This is a genomic window from Herbaspirillum sp. alder98 (genome assembly GCF_020179755.1).
In the GTDB taxonomy this organism is placed as follows: domain Bacteria; phylum Pseudomonadota; class Gammaproteobacteria; order Burkholderiales; family Burkholderiaceae_D; genus Herbaspirillum.
Map to the genome: position 1 here is coordinate 320,029 of NZ_JAIUCY010000002.1, position 20,451 is coordinate 340,479.

A 20,451-nucleotide genomic window follows, 5' to 3' on the forward strand; every position below is an offset into this window, starting at 1 on the left:
ACCATGAACGAAAAAAATCATCAACTGCTGGCCCTGTTGCAACGTGACGAACAAGAGCAGGGCGGCGGGGGAGGCGAGTTGTCCGGCTACGCCCTGGATGGCCCCGCGCCCTTGTCGTTTTCCCAGCAGCAGCTCTGGACCCTGCAGCAGATGGAGCCGGCCCAGACCGCCTACAACCTGACCCGCGCCTTCCGCCTGAAGGGGCCGCTGGTGCATGCCGCGTTGCAAGCCGCCTTTGCCGCGCTGGTTGCACGCCACGCCAGCCTGCGTACCCGTTTCATCGAGCAGGACGCCAGCGCCGTGCAGGAAGTGGCGCCCGCCGCGCCCCTGACGCTGGAGGTCATCGATTGCCGCCACCAGCCTGCCGCCGGGCATGAACAGCTGATCGCTGCGCAGATCGACGCGGCCGCAGCGCACGTGTTCGACCTGCAACAAGCGCCGCTGCTGTTCGTGCGGCTGCTGCAACTGGCCGACAACGACCACTTGCTGCTCATCGGCATGCATCACATCGTCTCCGATGCCTGGTCCAACCCGATCGTAGCCAACGACCTCAGGCAGGCCTACCGGCAGGCGCTGGCGGGCCAGGCACCGGTGCTGCCGGCGCTGCCGGTCCAGTACGCCGACTACGCCCGCTGGCAGCGCGCGCGCCTGCAAGGCGCGTGGTTGCAGCAGGAACTGGATCACTGGCAAGACAAGCTGGGGGCCGAGGTGCCGCCGCTGAACCTGCCACTGGACCGGCCCCGCAGCAACACCGGCGGCTTTGCCGGCGCGGCGCATGCATTCGTGCTGGACGCGGCGCTGGCAAACGAGGTACGGCAGTTCTGTCGCGACGAGCGCTGCACGCCGTTCGTGGTGTTGCTGGCCGGCTGGCAGGCGTTGTTGCGTCACTATTGCGGCCAGGACGATTTCACCGTGGGCATCCCCCACGCCGGGCGCCATCGGCCCGAGTTGCAGGAGCTGGTCGGTTTCTTCGTGACGACCCAGGTCATGCGGGCCCGGCTCAAGCCACGCATGAGCGTGCGCGAGTTGTGCCGGCAGGTGCGCGCCGATACCCTCGACGCGCTGTCGCACGGTGAGTTGCCGTTCGAGTTGCTGCTCGAACGTTATCCGGCCGAGCGCGGCCTGGCGCGCCATCCGCTGTTCCAGACCATGTTCGGCTTGCAGGTGATCGACGGCGCGGCCACGCTGGAGCTCGACGGCGTCAGCGCCGCCACGCTCGAGATCGCCACCCGCACCGCCAAGTTCGACCTGGCGCTGGATATCAAGATCATCAACGGCCGCGTCGTGGCCCGTCTGGAATACAGCACCGACGTCTTCGAGCCCGCCACCATCGCGCGCATCGCCCGTCACTACCAGGCGCTGCTGCAGCAGATGGTGGCCGATCCGCAGCAAGCCATCGCCGACCTGCACCCATTGGCGGCGGACGAACGCGATGCCTTGCTGCAATGGAGCGTCAACACTGACACCCATGGCACCGGCAATGTATTGGCGCTGATCGAGGCGCAGGCAAGCCATTTGCCGGCGCTGCGGGTGCCGCATACCGGGCAGGTGCTCAGCTACGGCCAGCTCAACGAAGCGGCCAATGCGCTGGCGCACTGGCTGATCGCGCAGGGTGCGGGTCCCGACCAGCGCGTCGGCGTCTGCATGGAGCGCTCGCAAGAGATGGTGGTGGCGTTGCTGGCGATCATGAAGGCCGGTGCGGCCTATGTGCCGATGGACCCCGACCATCCGCCGCAGCGGCTGCAGTATTTCATCGAAGACAGCCGCACCAGTTTATTGCTCACCCATGCGCCGGTGTTGCCGCATCTGCAAGCCTTGCCGGCCAGCTGCACGCTGGTCGATGTCGGCACGCTGGCGCTGGGCTCGCAGCCACGCCACAACCCCGGCCTGACGCTACACCCCGAGCAATTGGCTTATGTCATCTATACCTCGGGTTCTACCGGGCAACCGAAGGGTGCGGCCAATCGCCACGTCAGCCTGTACAACCGACTGGCGTGGATGCAGCAGGCCTACCAGTTGGGTAGGAACGATCGTGTGCTGCAAAAGACGCCGTTCGGCTTCGACGTCTCGGTGTGGGAATTCTTCTGGCCGCTGATGACCGGCGCCGAGCTGGTGATGGCGGCCCCGGGCGAACACCGCGATCCGGCGCGTCTGGCCGAATTGATCGACCGCGAAGGCATCACCACGCTGCATTTCGTGCCATCGATGCTGCAAGCCTTCGTCAATGATGGCGACGGCGTGCGCTGCGACAGCCTGCGGCGGGTGATCTGCAGCGGCGAAGCGTTGCCGATGGAATTGCAGCAACAGGCGCAGCGCCAGTTGCCGCACGCGCAATTGATTAATCTGTACGGCCCGACCGAAGCGGCCATCGATGTCACGCACTGGACTTGTTTGGTCAATGACACCGGCAGCAGCGTGCCGATCGGTCGTCCCATCAGCGCCACCCAGGCCTTCGTGCTGGACGACTCGATGCAACTGGTGCCGCCGGGCGTGGCCGGCGAGCTGTACCTGGGCGGCATCAACCTGGCGCGCGGTTACCTGGGCAAGCCCGAACTGACCGCGCAGCGTTTCGTGGCGAATCCGTTTGCCGATGACGGGCAGCGTCTGTACCGCACCGGCGATCTGGTGCGCTGGCGCGACGACGGCCAGATCATGTACCTGGGCCGGCTGGACCATCAGGTCAAGATTCGCGGCCTGCGCATCGAACTGGGCGAGATCGAAGCGGCCTTGCTGGCCCAGCCCGGGGTGCGCGAGGCGGTAGTAGTGGCGGCCGACGGCCAGACGCTGGTGGCGTATGTGTCTGGCGCAGGCTTCGACGAAGCGGCCGTGCGCGAGGCGCTGGGCCAGCGCCTGCCGGATTACATGGTGCCATCGGTGATCATGCAGTTGCCGAACCTGCCCTTGAGCACCAATGGCAAGATCGACCGCAAGGCCTTGCCGGCGGTGGAACGGACTAACGAACAAACCTATGCCGAGCCGCAGGGCGAGATCGAGCAGCAACTGGCTGCGATCTGGCAAGAGGTGCTGGGTATTGCCCGGGTCGGACGGGATGACAATTTCTTTGCGCTGGGCGGCGACTCTATCCTCAGCTTGCAGATCATTGCCCGCATGCGGCGTGCCGGCTGGAAGATCACGCCCAGGCAGGTATTCGACAAGCAGACGGTGGCCCAACTGGCGACCGTCGCCAGCGTGATCGAAGTGCCGGCCCCGGCAGTGGCGAGCGTTCAGCAGGCCGAAGGGCCGGACCTGTCGCTGCTGGCGCAGCCGTTGACGCCACAACAACTGGCGCTGTTGCCGGTCGGGCTGGAGCAGGTCGAGGCGATCTATCCGCTCTCGCCGATGCAGACCGGCATGCTGTTCCATAGTGTCTATGAAGCCGGCAGTGCGGCCTATGTGAACCAGTTGCGCATCGAGATCGATGGCGAACTCGACCCGCAGCGGTTCCGCGCGGCGTGGCAGGCGATGCAGCAGCGGCATGGCGTGTTGCGCACCGGTTTCCTGGCCGACAGCACGCCACCTTTGCAGTGGGTAGCGCCCGCTGTGGCGTTGCCGCTGCAGCAACTTGACGTGCGTGCAGTGGACGATAGCGTCGCAGCGCTGGACGGTATCGCCGAAGCCGAGCTGGCGCGGGGCTTCGACCTGCGCCAGCCATCGTTGCAACGGCTGGTGCTGGTGCGTTCGGGCGAGCGCCGGCATCATTTCATCTGGACCATCCACCACCTGCTGCTGGACGGCTGGAGCACGTCGCAATTGCTGGGCGAGGTAGTGCGCCACTATCACGGCGCCGAGACTGCGGCGCCCACCGGAAATTACCGCGACTACATCGGCTGGTTGCAGCAGCAGGACGGCGAGCAGTCGCGCCTTTACTGGCAGCAATGCCTGGCGCCGCTGACCGCGCCGACCTATCTGCACCAGGCGTTCACTACGCCGCATGGGCATGAAGGCGGATTCGGCGAGCACAAGCTCAACCTCCCGGTGAGTCAATCCGAAGCCCTGAACCTGTTCGCCCGCGAGCACCGGGTCACGCTCAATACGCTGGTCCAGGCCGCCTGGGGCTTGCTGCTGCAACGCTATACCGGACAGCCGGCGGTGTGCTTTGGCGCTACCGTCGCCGGTCGTCCTGACGAGATGGAAGGGGCCCAGCAGTTGCTGGGCCTGTTCATCAATACCTTGCCGGTGATCGTGCCGGCCAGCCACGCGCAGCCGGTGGCCGCCTGGCTGCAGGCGCTGCAGGAACACAACCTGGCCGCGCGCGCGGTGCAGCATACGCCGCTGTACGACATCCAGCGCTGGCATGCGCACCTGGGGCAGGGCCTGTTCGACAGCATCCTGGTGTTCGAGAACTACCCGATCGATTCGGCCTTGCGCCATGGCAGCGCCGCCGACATCAGTTTCAGGCGCACCCACACCCGCGAGCAGACCAATTATCCGATGACGCTCGGCGTGGCGCCGGGCGACGGCGTGAGCGGCGGGCTGCAACTCGGCTGGCGCTATGACCGCAGCCGCTTCAGCGACGCCGCCGTGCTGCAGATTACGCAGCACCTGCTGCATTGCCTGGCGCAGATTATCGAGTCCGGCACGCGCCCGGTAGGCGAATTGTCGATGCTCGATGCGGTGCAACAGCGGGACTTGCTGGCGCTGGGTCGGGTTGACGACATCGAATTCGTCCGCGACCCGGTCCATGTGCTGTTCGCCCGCCAGGCGCAACACGATCCGGCGGCGCAGGCGGTGGTCATGGGCGAGCGCAGCCTGAGCTATGGCGAGGTCGAAGCACGTGCCAACCGGCTCGCCCGGCAATTGCGCGCGCAGGGCGTCGGCAGCGCCCCGGGCGAAACCCGCATCGCTGTCGCATTGCCACGCGCACCGGAAATGATCGTGGTCCTGCTGGGCATTCTCAAGGCCGGCGCGGCTTATGTGCCGATCGATCTCGAGACGCCGCCCGAACGCCTGGCCGTCATGCTGGAGGACGCCGGCGTGAAGCTGATGATCAGCCAGCACGAGCAACTCGCTGCCTGGCCGGCGCTGGCGAGCATGCCCGGGCTGACCCTGCTGGCGCTGAATGCGCTCGATCTGGAGCAGGGCCTGGCCGCGGCGCCGCTGGTCGACATCATCCCCGAGCACCTGGCCTATGTGATCTATACCTCCGGCTCGACTGGCCGGGCCAAGGGCGTGGAGGTCGCGCATGGTCCGCTCTCCATGCATATCCAGGCCACGGCCGAGTTGTACGAGATGGGGCCGCAGTCGCGCGAACTGCATTTCCTGTCGTTTGCCTTCGATGGCGCCCATGAGCGCTGGATGACGGTATTGAGCGTGGGCGGGGCGCTGGTCCTGCGCGACCCCGAGCTGTGGACGCCCGAGCAGACCGCCGCCGCCTTGCACCGCCATCGCATCACCCATGCCGGCTTCCCGCCTGTGTACCTCAAGCAACTGGCCGACTGGGTCGAGCGCACCGGCAATGCGCCGCCGGTGTTCCTGTATTCGTTCGGCGGCGAAGCCATGCCGCAGGACACCTTCGAGCAGGTGCGCCGGGTATTGCGCCCGCAACGGCTGATCAATGGTTATGGCCCGACCGAAACGGTGGTCACGCCCCTGGTCTGGAAGGTCGACGCCGGGCATCCCTGCGATGTGCCCTATGCGCCCATCGGGCGCCCGGTCGGTCAGCGTACCGCGCTGATCCTGGACGACCGCCTGCAATTGCTGCCACATGGCGTGGCAGGCGAACTGTATATCGGCGGCAGCGGCCTGGCGCGCGGTTATCTGGATCGCCCCGGCCTGACCGCCGCCGGTTTCGTGGCCGATCCGTTCGGCGCGCCCGGCGCGCGCATGTACCGCACCGGCGACCTGGCGCGCTGGCGCGACGATGGTCAGATCGCCTACCTGGGCCGCATCGATCACCAGGTCAAGATCAAGGGCTTCCGCATCGAGCTGGGCGAGGTCGAAGCGGCGCTGCTGGCGCAACCGGGCATCCGCCAGGCGGTCGCCGTGGTGCGCAGGATCGCGGGCGTGGATCGCCTGCTGGCCTACATCTCGGCGCAACACGATAGTGCGCCCGACCTGGTCGCGGTGCAGCGGGCGCTGGCGGCCAGCCTGCCGGGTTATATGGTGCCGGGCAAGATCCGCCTGTTGCCGGCGCTGCCACTCAATGCCAACGGCAAGATCGACCGCCGTGCCTTGCCCGACGAAGCGCAGTTCGAGCAGGACGGCGTCGCCCCCGGCGAGCCGCCCGAAGGCGCGCTGGAGACGCTGATTGCACAGGCATGGCAGGCGGTGCTGGGGGGGCAGGCCATCGGCCGCCATGACAATTTCTTCGAACTGGGCGGCGACTCGATCCTGAGCCTGCAGATCATCGCCCGCCTGCGCCAGGACGGCTGGAAACTGACCCCCAAGCAGATCTTCGAGCAGCAGACCATCGCCGCGCTGGCGCAGGTGGCAGAAGCGGCCGAGGCGCTGGTGGCGCGCCAGGCGCGGCAGATCGACGACGCCATCGATGGCGCGGTGCCGCTGCTGCCGATCCAGGCGCAGTTCCTGGCCACCGACATCCCCCAGCGCCAGCACTGGAACCAGGCCATCATGCTGCACAGCCAGGGCGCCATCGTGGTGCCGGCGATGCAGCAGGCGCTGGCCGCCATCGTCGACCAGCACGATGCGCTGCGCATGCAGTATGTGCAGCAGGATGACGGCCAGTGGGTACAGTCGTATGGTCCGCGACCGGCAACGGCTGCGCAGTCATTGCTGTGGCATGAAGCCATCGACTCGCCGCAGCAACTCGACGCCTTCTGCGCCCGGGCGCAACGCAGCCTGGACCTGGAACACGGCCCCTTGCTGCGCGCCGCCACCATGGCGCTGACCGATGGCAGCTGGCGCTTGCTGCTGGTGGTGCACCATCTGGTGGTCGACGGGGTTTCGTGGCGGGTGCTGCTGGAAGACCTGCAGACGGCCTATGCCCAATGCGTGGCCGGGCAGCAGGTGGCCTTGCCGGCCAAGACCGCGTCCTACCGCGAATGGGGCCAGGCCTTGCAGGCCTTTGCTGCCACCGCCGCCGACGAATTGCCGTACTGGCGCACGCTGGCGCAAGTCCCGGCCACACTGCCATGCGACTACCCCGACGCACCGCTACTGGCGGCCGACCAGGCGCGCCAGGCCTGCCGGCTGGATGCCACCACCACCCAGGCCCTGCTCAAGCAGGCGCCAGCGGCCTACCGCACGCAGATCAACGACCTGCTGCTGGCTGCGCTGGGCCGGGCCCTGGGCCAGTGGACCGGACAAGCGCAAATGTTGATCACGCTCGAAGGCCATGGCCGCGAACAACTGGCCGACGATCATGAGGGGCTGGACGTGTCGCGCACGGTGGGCTGGTTCACCGGCATGCTGCCGGTGGCGTTGCCCACGGTGGGCGATTGGCGGGAACAGATCGGCGCGGTCAAGGAAAGCCTGCGCGCGATTCCCCGCAAGGGCATCGGGCATGGATTGCTGCGACAGTGGGGGTCAGCCGAACAGCGCGAAGTGCTGGCGCGCATCGCCGCGCCGTCGCTGGCCTTCAACTACCTGGGGCAGTTCGACAGCAACTTCCGCGAGGGCAGTCAATGGCAGCCGGCGCAGGAATCCCCCGGCGCGTCGCGCGACGCCGCCGCGCCAATGGCCTGCGACCTGTCGATCAACGGCCAGGTGGTCGGCGGCGAGTTGCGCATGGAAGTCACCTATAGTCGCCGGCGCTACCAGGCTAGCACCATCGAAACCCTGGTGCGGCAGCTGGAACTGGCCCTGCAGGAAATGATTGCCCATTGCTGCGCCGGCAACAGCGGCGTGACGCCATCGGATTTCCCGCTGGCGCAACTGACCCAGCCCCAACTGGATGGCCTGGTCGAGCAGATGAGCGGCGGGGCGGCACTGATCGAGGATGTCTATCCGACCACGCCGATGCAGCAGCTTATGTTGCGCCACCTGTCGGATGCGCCCTGGAGCGCTGCCAACGTGGTGCAGCTCGACACCAGCAGCAAGACCATCGACGTCACCCGCTTCGCCCAGGCCTGGCGCACCGTGCTGCAGCGACACCCGATCCTGCGCACCGGCTTTGTCTGGCAGGGGCAAGAGCGTTCGCTGCAGGTGGTGCTGCGCGAGGCCAGCCTGCCGATGACGGTACTGGACTGGCGCGGCAAGTCCGACGCCAATGCCGAAGCCGAATGGCAGGCGCTGTGCCGTTATGAACACCAGCGTGGTTTCGATGCCCGGCGTGCGCCGCTGATGCGCTTCGTGATGGTCCAGCGCGACGACAGCTATCAATTGCTCTGGACCTGGCATCACATCCTGCTCGATGGCTGGAGCATGTCGCAGTTGCTGGGCGAGGTGTTCTCGCTGGTCGAAGATCAACCAGTGGCCGGCCAGGCGCTTGATTTCCGCCATTACATGGCGTGGCTGGGGCAACAGTCCAGCGCCGCAGATGAAGCATTCTGGCGCGCCCAGTTTGCCCAATGCGGCCCGGATGGCCCGGCCGGCCTGCTATGCCGCAGCGCGGCGGTGCATGCCATGGCGGGCGAGATTGCGCCATCCGCCGGCAGTGGCGCGCCTTCGGCCTATGACACCGAGTACCTGCAACTGGACCCGGCGGCGAGTCGCGCCTTGCAAGGCTTTGGCGCGGCCCGCAAGGTGACCTTGAATACGCTGGTTCAGGCTGCCTGGAGCCTGGTGCTGCACGAGATCACCGGCACCCGCGATGTAGTGTTCGGCGTCACCGTCTCGGGGCGCAGCGTCGACTTTCCGGGCGTGGAGCGGGTCATGGGCATGTGCATCAATGCGCTGCCGCTGATCCAGCATCTGGACGGCCAGCAGGAGGTGGCCGCGTGGCTGGCCCAGTTGCAGTCGCATAACCTGGCCCTGCGCCAGCGCGAACACGTGGCGCTGGACGATATCCAGCGCTGGTCAGCAAGCCCGGCGCAGCCCCTGTTCGACACCCTGGTCATCTTCGAGAACTTCCCGATCGACGAATCGCTCAAGAAGGGCGTTGGCCGCTCGCTGGCGTTCGAGACCATCCGCAGCCGCGGCGCCACCGAGCATCCACTGACGCTGGTGGTGTTGCCCGGGGCCGTCTTGCGCTTCCAGTTCGAATATGACGGTGCGCGCCTGCCGCTGCGGCTGGTGCAGCAGTTGTCGCGGCGTTTGGCCGAAGTGCTGGGCACACTGCCTACGCAGACCAGGTTGCAAGGGCTGCTGCAGGGTGCTGGCCAGGTCACGCAGGCGTCACTGCCGGTCGCGCCGGAGTCATCGGTGCTGGTGCACCATGCGGCCAGCCGCCCGCTGACCGGGGATGCGCCGGTGCTGGTCTGCTTCCCGGCGCGCATGTCGAACCAGCACGAATACAGCGCCCTGGCCACTGCCTTGGGGGCACAGCACAGCGTATTGCAACTGCTGTGTCCGGCGCATGAGCAATGGCGCTGGGCCAGCATGGATGTGCCGGCCATGGCGGCCCGATATGCCGCCGCCATCGGCCGCGACCTCCGGGGGCGGCGATGCCGCTTCATCGGGTGGTCGGTAGGGGGCTTGCTGGCGATCGAAACGGCACGGCAGTTGCAGGCGGATAGTGCGGTAGTGATCGACTGGATCGGGCTGGCCGACAGTTCCGACTTCTCGCTGCTGCGGGGCCAGCTGGAACAGATGCCGATCCCGCCGGCGGCCATGCTGGCGCCGCACGAGCAAACGCTGGCGCAATGGTTGCAGCGCTCGTCCTCGGCCCAACTGTGGCATGCCTTGCTGGCGCAGATGACGCCCCGCCAACGCGCTTATTTCCTGCTGGAGATCGTGGCGCGCATGGGCCAGCATCTGCCCATCGATCCGCCCGGCCAGCCAGGCGCCGAGGCGGCATTGTCGGAACGCATCCGTTGCCTGCGGCTGGGTCTGGAAGCACAGGTAACGGTGTCGACGCCATTGCATGTCTGGCAGGCCGGACAGCGCGAAGCGGGCCAGGTGGCGACCGACTGGACGCGCCATGCGACGACGCTGGCTACATTTACCGAGATTGCCGGCGCCGACCACCTGTCGATCCTGGCTGCGCCGCAATGGCATGCTGCCGTGCAGGATTTGCTGGGCAGTGAAGGGGGGTAAAGAAGTCGCTGGGCACCGGCGTTGGCCGGTGCGACGGGAAACTTATCAATCCGTTTCCGTCGCGCTGACGAACGTCAGGGCCCAGCGTCGTTGAAGGGATCAGTGCTTGCGGGGTTGCCGGGCGCGGCGCTTCTTCCACCAGACCACGATCCCGGTGACCGACAGCATGGTAATGACCAGGCCCATGCAGGTGATGAAGATGCGCCAGGGCAGGCCGAACACATGGCCCATGTGCAGGGCGCCGATCCAGTTGCTGAAGCTGTTGCCAGAGAGATCGCCGGTGGGCAGCCAATGCCCCCGCAATTGACCGCTGCGGGCATCGATCAGGATGCCGGTATTGCCGACATTGCTGCGCAGGTCGGCTGAACTGTGCACCATGTAACCGTACAGGCCGCGCCTGCGGTCGAAGCTCAACCGTTCTTCGAAGTCGATGCGAAGACCGCGTTCGGCGGCAAAGGCCTGCATCGCACGGCGCGCGGCGGCGTGGGCCTCGGGCCAGCTCATGGGGGGAGCGGCCAGCGGCTCGCGCAGCGGCGGTTGGGCGCGCCAGCTGTTGTCGAACGGCAGCAGGCGCGTCATCACCGGCTGGTAGATCTGGTCGCGCAGGTTGAACATCACGCTGGACCACGCAAACAGCAGCAGGATCAACCAGCACCACAGGCCGAAGGCCCGATGCAGGTCGAGGTTGACGCGGTACACGCCGGCCTGCCATTTGACCATCCAGGCCGGTTTCCACTTGCTCCAGAACGGTCGTCCGCGCGGCCAGGTCAGGTAGGCCCCGACGAAGCAATCGAGGGTCCACAGGACCGAGACAATGCCCATCAGCAAGGCGCCCGGCACGCGTGGCAAGGCCATCGAATGATGCACGTTGAACATGAACGGCATGAAGTCTTCGGGTCGCAGGCTGATCTTTTCGCGGTCGCGCACGCCTTGCACCGCTCCGGTGTACGGATTGACCAGGATCTCGTTGTAACCCAGCTTGAACGGACGCCCGGTGGCCGGATCGGTGGCCGGGTCGGCCATGAACGACAGCGTGCGTCCCGGTTGCGGATGCAGCATCAACTGGCTGATGCGCACCTTGGGGCCCAGCGCCTGCTCGACCCGTTCCCGCATCGTATAGGGATCGAGCATGGCGTCGGCCGCCTGTCCGGGGGCCGGCTGGGCCACGTGCAGGTGCGGCGCCAGCCAGACCTCGATCTCATCCTCGAAGGCCAGCAGGGTGCCGGTCAGGCTGGCCACGATCAGGAAGAACGCGATCGCCAGACCGGTCCAGCGATGCAGCAGGACAAAGGTCTGGCGGGTCGGGTGCCACAGTTTCCAGGCGCGCCGGGGGCGCGCCTCGGTGGTCGTTACCATCGTGTCGTCAGCGTCACCAGGCCGGTACGGCGCGTGCCGTATTCACACAACTCGGCGCAGTACGCATAGACGCGGTCGGTCACGTTGTTGAGCTTCAGTGCCAGTTCGAAATTACGCCAGTCGTTGGAGAAACGGCCGAGGTCGAAACGGGCGCCGAAGTCGAGCAATGTCACGCTCGGCGTCTCGAAGGTATTGAGCGCATTGCCATAGGCACGACCGATATAGCGCACCCCGGTCGACACCCGGGTGCCGGCCAGTGAGCCTTGCTGGAAGGCATATTCGGCCAGCACGCCGGCGTTATGCTTGGACGCGCCTGGCAGCGCCTTGCCCAGCGTGCTGGAGGCGGCGGTGGTGCCAGACGAGGTGTTGCTGGTGACCTTGGCGTTGGTGTAGCTGTAGCTCGAAGTCAGGTTGATGCCATTGTCCAGCGAGAACTTGCCTTCCAGTTCCACGCCCTTCGAGCGTGCTGCACCGGTTTGCTGGACGAAGTTGGCGCGGGCCAGGTCGGCGGTGGTGACGTTCTGGCGACGCAGGTCGAACACGGCCAGCGTGAAGAGCGCATTGGTGCCCACCGGTACGTACTTGATCCCGGCTTCATATTGCTTGGCGCGCTCGGGCTTGGCCATGCCGGCGCCGAAGACATTGCCGGTGGTCGGCGTAAATGATTCCGAATAGCTGGCGTAGGGCGAGAAGCCGCCGTCGAGTTCATGCACCAGGCCCAGATTGCGGCTGTTGGCGGTGTCGCTGCGCTTGGAGAAGGTATTGGCCGCGTAGTTGGTCACCTTCTGCTGCGACGAATCGCGGCGGATGCCGGCCGATACGATCCAGCGCTGGCCGATCTTGACCTGATCCTGCAGGTAGAAGCCGAGCTGGTCATCCACCGTCTTGGTGTTGTAGTTGTCGGCCACCGCCGGCAGATTGCCGTAGCTGGTGGTGTAGATGTTGGACAACACGTAACCCGCCAGCGTGTTCGGGCTCAGGTAGCCGCTGACGGTGCCGGCGGTATGGTGGTAATCCACGCCGAAGAGCACCTTGTGCTTCAGCAGGCCGGTGTTGAAATCGGCCTGGAACTGGTTGTCGGTGGTGAAGGTATCCGACAGGGTATGCAGCCGCCAGCGTTGCAATGCCGCAGTGGCGGTCTGGGTCGCCGGGAAGAAGGCGGCGAAGCGCAGGTTATTGCGCGAGGCATTGTATTTGGTGTAGCGCAGGTTCTGGCGGAAGGTCAGTACATCGTTGAACTGGTGCGAGAACGCCGAGCTGATCGCCGAGTTTTCGTAGATTTCATTATTGTCCTGGGCGCGGCCCAGCACGGTGCCGGTGGGGAGCTGGCCGTTGGCGTTGGCCGTGACCGTGCCGTTGGGCGGCAACAGGTTGTTGGCCAGGCCTTCGCTGCGCTGGTATTCGAGGCGACCGGTCCACTCGGTGCGGTCCGACGGCCGCCAGGTGATCGACGGCGCGAAGAAGCTCCGATTGTCGACCGTGTCATCAACCTGAGTCTGGGCGTCACGCACCAGACCGGTGACGCGGTAGGACCAGACGCCGGCATCATCGATGGCGCCGCCGAAGTCACCGGCGATCTGCTTGCGGCTGAAGCCGCCGACCTGCACCTGGATTTCTCGCACCGGGGTGGTGGTAGGGCGCTTGGAGACTACGTTGATCAGGCCGCCTGGCGAATTCTGCCCGAACAGCACCGATGCCGGGCCGTGCAGCAGTTCGATGCGTTCCAGGCCATAGGGCTCCGGCGCATAGCGGCTGTAGCTGGCGTTGGACGAGGTCAGCATGCCGTCGCGATAGAACGAACCGCCGTTGTTGAGCGCGAAGCCGCGCAGCAGCGCGCCGGTATCGACGATCGAGAAGGCGCCGGTCGACACCTGCACGCCGCTGGTATAGGCCAATGCTTCGGATACGGTACGGGCCTGCTGGGTCGCGATCTGGTCCGCCGTCACCACCGAGATCGAATTGGGGGTCTCGGTGATCGGGGTATCGGTCTTGGTGGCGGTGGCGCTGCGCTTGGCCACGAAGCCGTGCACCGGACCGTTGGCTTTTTCCTCGCCGGTGGCGGTGACCGTCACTTCAGGCAGGTTCTGGCCCGCGGCGCTGGTTTGCGCATGGCTGCTGGCCGAGATCGACATGCCCAGCAGCGCGCACTGGAGCGAACTGACCAGGATGCGTTGCCGTGAAGGAAAGGGAACATTGATCGCTGTTTTTCTCGTCATGATGTTAAAAGTGCTCTTCGGATTAGTGTTGTTGTTGATTAATTCCGGAAGGCAGCCTGACGCTGCATCTCCCCCGTTTGGTGCTGATGTAAAGCTGAAAAAGCCTGGGTCGGCGCCATGCTTCTGGCCAGCGCGTCCCGGATCTCGTTGGTACGAATGGCGGTGATCGACAGCAAGGTGTCGCTCAGGCCGTGCGAGGCCTCGCAACTGCCCTGCAGGAAGATGGCCGGCCTGAACTGGGGCGTGCTGACCAGGCGGTAATGGCGATCGACCCGCATGTCGGGCAGATAAGGCTTGAGTTCCTTGAGCAGCTCGTGGTGCTGTTGCCGCTGGTAGCCGGTAGCCAGCACCACGGCGTCGTAGGTCAGGTGCTTGACCTGCCCGTTCTCGAGGTCGTTCAGGGCCAGGTGGACACCGGACTGGTCGGCGTGCGCCTCGACCGTATCGTGGCGACGCAGGAAACGATGGCGCTCCACGCCACTGACCTTCTGCCGGTACAGCACCTCGAACATGCGTTCGATCAGCGCCATGTCGGGCGCCGCATAGTTGGTCTGCATGAATTCGTCGAGCAGCGCTGCACGGCTGTCTTCGGCGGTGTTGAACACGTAATCGGTGTAGTCCGGATTGAAGATCTCGTTGACGAAGGGGCTGTCGTCGGAGGGCTTGATGGTGCGCGCGCGGGTAATGAAATCGACCGCGATCCCAGGGTGCCCGTCCAGTTCCAGGAAGATCTCGGTGGCACTCTGGCCGGCGCCGATGATGGCGATGCGGCGCGGCGCCTGCTGTCGGGCGAACGCCGTGCGGAACGTGCTGGAGTGAAATACCCGGGGATCGCCCCGCAGGTGCTTCAGGCCATCGGGGATGTTGGGCACGCCGCCGATGCCGAGCACCAGGTTGCGGGTGAGGCTTTCACGGATGTCGTTATTGCCGTCGCGCGAGCGCACGCGCAGCAGCGACACTTCGCTGCCGCGCTTCTCCGGCAGCACCTCGATCACCTCTTCGGCGTAGTGGCACTGCGCCGCAAAGTGGCTGGCCGCCCAGGCCAGGTAGTCGTTGAATTCGAGCCGGCTCGGATAGAAGGTCTTGAGGTTGATGAAATCGGAAAGGCGCCGTTTCTGGTGCAGGTAATTGATGAAGGTGTAGGGGCTGGCCGGGTTGCGCAGCGTCGCCAGATCCTTCAGGAACGAGATCTGCATGTGCGTGCCGTCGAGCATCATGTCGCCGTGCCAGGCAAAGCCGGGTTGTTTTTCCAGGAACAGGGCGTTGAGCGGTTCGTTGCGAGCGGGTTGCTCCTGCAAGGCGATGGCGAGCGCCAGATTGGACGGGCCGAAGCCGACGCCGATAAGGTCATGGATCTTCAAGACGATCTCCTTTCAGAGGGGAGAAGAGGAAAACGGATTGGCGTAAGCGCCCAGCTCGGTCTGGGGCTGCCACAGGCCCTGGCCGAAATAGCGTTCACGCGAGAGCATCACGAGCATGGCCCGCTTGTGCGGGAAGTCGAACTCCTTGAGCTTGGCGTAGCCGCTCTTGTCGAGATTGCGAATCTGCTTTTCGTGGTCGGCGCGGGGTTCGCCCACCACCACCTGGGTGCGGCAGTCATCGAGCAGCAGGTAGTGCGAAATCGTGGTCAGCCAGGCCACCGCGAACTGCTTGCCGCGGAATGCCTCTTCCCCCACCAGCACATGCCAGCCACGATCGAAGTCGCCACAATCGTAGAACGGCGCGATGCGGTTTTCCTTGGCCCAGTACACCTCGAAATAGGCAAAGGGCTGGTCATCGAAACTGGCGATGAGCGACGTCATGTGCGGGTCGGCGGCGATCGTCTCGAGATACTGGCGGTGCCTGGCGAGGTCGCCGGTCTCGTCCCAGAAGTGAGCCACCACCGGATCGTTCATCCAGCGGTTGAACATCGGCAGGTCTTCTTCCAGGCGCAGGCTGCGCAGCGTCAGGCGCTGCCCCAGCCATGGAATGTAGCGGGTGTAGACCAGGCCTTGCGGCTTGGGTGGACGCAGTGGATGGCGGCGCCCATCGCTCATCACCTGCTGCACCGGAAAAGCCTGTGCGCTGGCCTGCGGCAGCCAGCCGCCAGCGTGCTGCCACACCAGTTCGGCCAGCGCCACGAAGCGCGCGCCTTGCGGCACCAGCAAGCCGTTGCGGGCCATTGCCAAGGCATCCGCTGGCGCCAGATCGACCACGATGCGGCGAACCTGCGGCGCATGCATCAGGATGCTTTGCAGCACCGCCAGCAGGTCTTCATAACTGATATGGTCGCCGGCACGGGGCGCGATGACCCAATCACCGTCGCGTCGCCATTGCCAGCGCGAGCGCTCCTGCCCCTGGGCATCGCTGATGGAAACCTGTTCTGCATGACAGCTTGCAAATAATGCCTCGCCGCGAACGCATAGCGGGATGGCATTGCCAACGGGTAATGGGTGATTCAAGACGACTCCCGCAAATGCATGAAGGATGGACAACATTGCGCCATGCCGGCCTGCAGCTATCGGCGCTCATTCTCTTTAGACGAATGAGAAGTATTTTTATTTAAGTGGGATCGGTAAAATCGCTCGCAAAGTCATACCCAGCAAGGCATTGAGGCGAATCGAACGGTTGTCCGCTATGCGAAGAGGGTTAAATGGCAGGGCCGCTGGATCGTCTGTAAAGAGAACACCTCCTTCGCTTGAACGGGCCACTGCATGCTTAATTATTTGATAAGACAATCCTGGCGCCTGCTGTTGCTGGCGGCCACCGCCAGCGTCACGCGTGGCATTTGCAGCGTGTTGACGGTGATCCAGATCAACGCCGCGTTGACCGCCGATAGCGCCAGCCGGGCGCACGCTGCCTGGTGGTTCGGTGGCACGGTCTTGCTGTTGATGGCCAGTCACATGCTGTCCAATATCTCGTTCGAGCGCCTGAACCAGCGCGCCCAGGCGGATATGCGGCGCTATATTTCGGCCAGGGTGATCGGCGCCGACTATCGGCATATCGAAAAGATCGGCACCGCCCGGATCCAGTCGGCGCTGACCGAACACAGCGCCAAGGTGGCCGAGTTCTTTGTCGGCATGCCGGCCATCCTGACCAATTCGGTCGTGGTGATCGGTTGCCTGATCTATATGGTGCTGCTGTCGTGGCAAGTGTTTCTGGTGGCCATCGCGGTGCTGGCGCTGGGCTCGCTGGGGTATCACCTGGCCCACCTGAAGGCGATTCGCTATCTTGAAAAGGCGGCCAGGGAGCAAGACGTGATGTTCGGCCACTTCCAGGCGATGACGGGCGGCGCCAAGGAATTGCGCCTGCATGCCCGGAAGCGCCAGTTGTTCGAACGCGATCTGCTGCATGTGGCCATCGAGAACGTGCGTCGCCTGCGTACCACGGGCATGTCGATCTTCACCGCCTCGGCCGGCTGGGGCAATTTCCTTATTTTTGCCTTCATCGGCCTGGTGCTGTTCTTCCTGGTCAGCGACGCTCCGGCGCAGCGTCCGGTGATGAGTGGCTTCGCGCTGGTGTTCGTCTATATCGTCACCCCGCTCGAGGTGTTGCTGATGAACATCCCGCGCGCCAACCTGGCGCGGGTAGCCGCCGCACGCATCGATGCCGTGACGCAGGACATGGCCAGCAGCGAGCCAGCCGCGCCGGCCGACCAGCGCAGCCGGCTCGACAGCCTGTCGCTGCAGGGCGTGACGCACCGCTATTACCACGAGCGCAGCGATGGCCTGTTTCTGTTAGGCCCGATCCAGCTCGACTTCAAACCGGGCGAAGTGACTTTCCTGGTGGGCGGCAACGGCAGCGGCAAGACCACGCTGGCCAAATTGCTGGTCGGACTGTATGTGCCGCAGGAGGGCGCAATCGTCTGGAATGGACAGCCGGTGGCGGACGAATCGCGCGATGCCTATCGGCAACTGTTCTCGACCGTCTTCTCGGACTTCCACCTGTTCGACCGCCTGCTCGAAAACGACCGGCCCGACCTCGATGAGCAAGCCAACCGTCTGCTGGAGCGGCTGCAATTGCAGCATGTGGTGCAGGTCAAGGATGGCGCATTCACCACGCGTTCGCTGTCGCAAGGCCAGCGCAAGCGCCTGGCGCTGGTGGTGGCGGCGCTCGAGGATCGGCCTTTCATGGTGTTTGACGAATGGGCGGCCGACCAGGATCCCCTGTTCAAGGATGTGTTCTACCGCGCGATCCTGCCGGAGCTCAAGGCGCAGGGCAAGACGGTGCTGGTGATCTCGCACGATGACCGCTATTTCGATGTGGCCGACGTCCTGCTGTCGCTGGAGAACGGGCAATTGACGACGCGGCGCTCGGGCCTGCCGGCCAACAACGACCAGCGCTACACCAGCGCCGCCGACGAAGTGCCGCTGGCAGCGCAAGTGGTGCATTGACAGCTTCGGTGGTGGGTCCGCACCGGCGATGGATGAGAACGAACGGCATGCGCCGCGCTTCATGAACGGCTGCGCGTGCTCGCCTGGTCGGGTAGGGGGGTGGGGGAATAGATTGTCTGTGTTGCGAATGCGGATGGCGGCTTCCCGGTAGGGAAGCGCCCCAAAGCGGGCCTGGCATTGCCAGGCCCGTTTTACTTTAGCAGCAGGGCAAGGCCCCGCTCAGAAGTCCACCTTGGCGCTCAGGCTGAAGGTGCGCGGGTCGCCCGGCTTGATGTAGTTCTCGTACTGGTATTGCCAATAACGCCTGTCCAGCAGGTTGTTGATCCCCGCCCGGAAGGTGGTGTCGTACTTGCCGATGCGCGTGGCGTAGCTGGCGCCCAGGTTGAACAAGGTAAAGCTCGGCAGCTCGATATTGTTGGCCGCGCCCAGCATCGTGTTGCCGGTGTACTTGGCGTCGGCCATCAGCTTCAGGCCCGACACCTGTGGCACCAGATAGGATACCTGCGCGGTGGCCATGTTCTTGGGGGCGCCAGCCACGCGGTTCCCATTGTAGGCGCCGCCCTTGTCGTACTTGGTGTCCAGCAGCATCAGGCTGGCGCCCAACTGCCACTGCGGGGTCGGCTTGAAGGCCCCGCCCAGTTCCAGGCCTTGGTAGGTCGACTGGCCATCCTGCACCAACGTATTGTTGGCGGTGTACTCGGCAGCACGCTCGATGCGGAACAGCGCTGCGGTGGCACTCCAGCGCTCGCGATCTGTCTTGGCGCCGAATTCATATTGCTTACTCTTGAGTGGTTTCAACTGCTGCCCGTAGTTGGATGTGCCCAGCGCAGGCGTGCCGCCTTGCTCCAGCGACTCCACGTAGCTGCCGTAGATGGTGGTGTTCTGCCACGGCTTGAACATCAGGGCCACCGTCGGGGTCACGGCTGACTTGTCGTAGCGCGACGTCAGGGCGCCGGCGGTGCTGAAGCTGTCTTGCTGGAATGTGTTGTAACGCGCGCCTGCCAACAGCGACCACTGCTCGGTGAACTTCAGCGTATCGCTGGCAAATACCGCCTGCTGGGTGATGATGCCCGAATGATAGGTCTGCAGGTCGGTCGAGCTGTCATGCGAATTGGTGTTTTGCGTGTACAGGTTGCCAGTGCCGATCTGCTGGTAATACTGTGACTTCGAGTAGTCGTTGACCTGCTTCTGCCACGATGCGCCCACCACCAGCTGGTGCTCGACCGGGCCGGTCTTCACGTTGCCTTCCAGCATTGCCTGCCACTGGTCGAATACGTGGCCCTCGCGCGAATCCGAACGCCAGTCGGTATAGTTGCCCAGCGTATCGGTCAGGGTAGCGATACCCTCGTTGCGGAAGCGCTTGGAGGTGCTGTGACTGTAGCTGACGTTGGCCTTCCAGTCCGGGTTGATGCGATAGGTCAGGCCGGTCTGGTAGAGCTGGAAATTGGTGTCCAGGTGCTGGCCGCGGCCGACCAGGTTCTGGTTGCCGCCGCTGATGACCGAGGGCAACCGGTTGCCGGTAAGGCCGCTGGTGACGATGGAAGGCGTCTGGTCCTCGGAATTGCTGTTTTGCCAGAGGGCATTGAAGTCCCACGTCAGGTCGCGCGTCAGGCGCGCGTCCAGCGCCAGCGACACGGCATTGCGGCGGATCTCGCCTTCATTGAAGGTTTCGCCCTGGTCGTGCGTGACGTTGAGGCGATAGCCAAACATCTGGTCGTTGCCGAAGCGCCCGCCCAGGTCGACATGCTCGCTCCAGATGTTATTGCTGGTGTAACCGACGCTGACGCTGCGTACCGGCGTGTCGCTCGGCTTCTTGGTGACGTAGTTGATCAGGCCGCCCGGCGTGCCGAATCCATACATGAATCCCGACGATCCCTTGAGCAGGTCAATGCGTTCGAAATGGTCGTACGGCAGCGTGAGACCATAGCTGAGGAAAGGCTTGCCATCGATGCGAAAGGAATTCTGCCAGTCCGCCGGCAGGCCACGGATGGTGATATACGATGCCCAGGCGCTGTAGCCGCCGCTGTTGTCGCTGACGGAGGCGTCGCCATAGAAGACATCGCCCAGTTTGAGGATCTGTCTGTCGGCCAGTTCATCGGCGCTTACGCTGGTGGCCGAAAACGGCGTGTCCAGCAACGAGCGCGAACCGAGCGCGCCGCTGCTGGACTCGGTCTGCAGATGCTGCTTGCCGTCGGCGGCGCCCGACACCGTGACGGTGGGCAATGCCGAGTCGGCCGACTCTGCATTACCGGCCCTTGTCATATCGGCGGCTTGCGCCATGGCGGCCGTGCTGGCGAGCGCCGGGGTGCCGGCCAGGGTCATGTAGACGAGCGTTTTGCGAATCGCAAGGAACATGGCGCTTGGTCGCGTCAGAAACTGGTTTGCCTTACTCAAGTTCGATCCTCTTTATC

General features: G+C 64.8%; 7 protein-coding genes. 2 read left to right on the top strand and 5 right to left on the bottom strand.

Going from position 1 to position 20,451, the window contains the following annotated elements:
• The first annotated feature begins 3 nt into the window (after positions 1-3).
• The gene (locus LBW87_RS06245; protein ID WP_225200583.1) at positions 4-10,095 is read left to right on the top strand and encodes a non-ribosomal peptide synthetase; all 10,092 of its coding nucleotides are present in this window, start codon (positions 4-6) and stop codon (positions 10,093-10,095) included.
• A 99-nt stretch (positions 10,096-10,194) separates the two neighbouring features.
• On the opposite strand, the gene LBW87_RS06250 is transcribed toward LBW87_RS06245, so the two are convergent.
• From LBW87_RS06250 to LBW87_RS06265, 4 genes are read right to left on the bottom strand one after another with little or no spacing between them, the layout of a single operon-like run.
• Entirely contained in the window at positions 10,195-11,451 is a 1,257-nt protein-coding gene (locus LBW87_RS06250; RefSeq protein WP_225200584.1) for a PepSY-associated TM helix domain-containing protein, read from the bottom strand.
• Positions 11,445-13,667: a TonB-dependent siderophore receptor gene (locus LBW87_RS06255; RefSeq protein WP_225200585.1), complete on the bottom strand. Its 2,223-nt coding sequence runs from the start codon at positions 13,665-13,667 to the stop codon at positions 11,445-11,447. Before LBW87_RS06255 ends, LBW87_RS06250 begins: the two co-directional genes overlap by 7 nt.
• Positions 13,668-13,705: 38 nt before the next feature.
• Positions 13,706-15,028 (bottom strand): lysine N(6)-hydroxylase/L-ornithine N(5)-oxygenase family protein, encoded by a 1,323-nt coding sequence (locus LBW87_RS06260; RefSeq protein ID WP_225200586.1) that lies wholly within the window; start codon positions 15,026-15,028, stop codon positions 13,706-13,708.
• 12 nt (positions 15,029-15,040) lie between these two features.
• Entirely contained in the window at positions 15,041-16,108 is a 1,068-nt protein-coding gene (locus tag LBW87_RS06265) for a GNAT family N-acetyltransferase (RefSeq protein ID WP_225200587.1), read from the bottom strand.
• A 252-nt stretch (positions 16,109-16,360) separates the two neighbouring features.
• Here LBW87_RS06265 and LBW87_RS06270 point away from each other — a divergent pair, with 252 nt between their 5' ends.
• Complete coding sequence (locus LBW87_RS06270; protein WP_225200588.1) at positions 16,361-18,040, top strand: cyclic peptide export ABC transporter; 1,680 nt, start codon at positions 16,361-16,363, stop codon at positions 18,038-18,040.
• A 219-nt stretch (positions 18,041-18,259) separates the two neighbouring features.
• Here LBW87_RS06270 and LBW87_RS06275 read toward each other — a convergent pair whose 3' ends face one another.
• Entirely contained in the window at positions 18,260-20,395 is a 2,136-nt protein-coding gene (locus LBW87_RS06275) for a TonB-dependent siderophore receptor (RefSeq protein ID WP_413927624.1), read from the bottom strand.
• Positions 20,396-20,451: the final 56 nt, after the last annotated feature.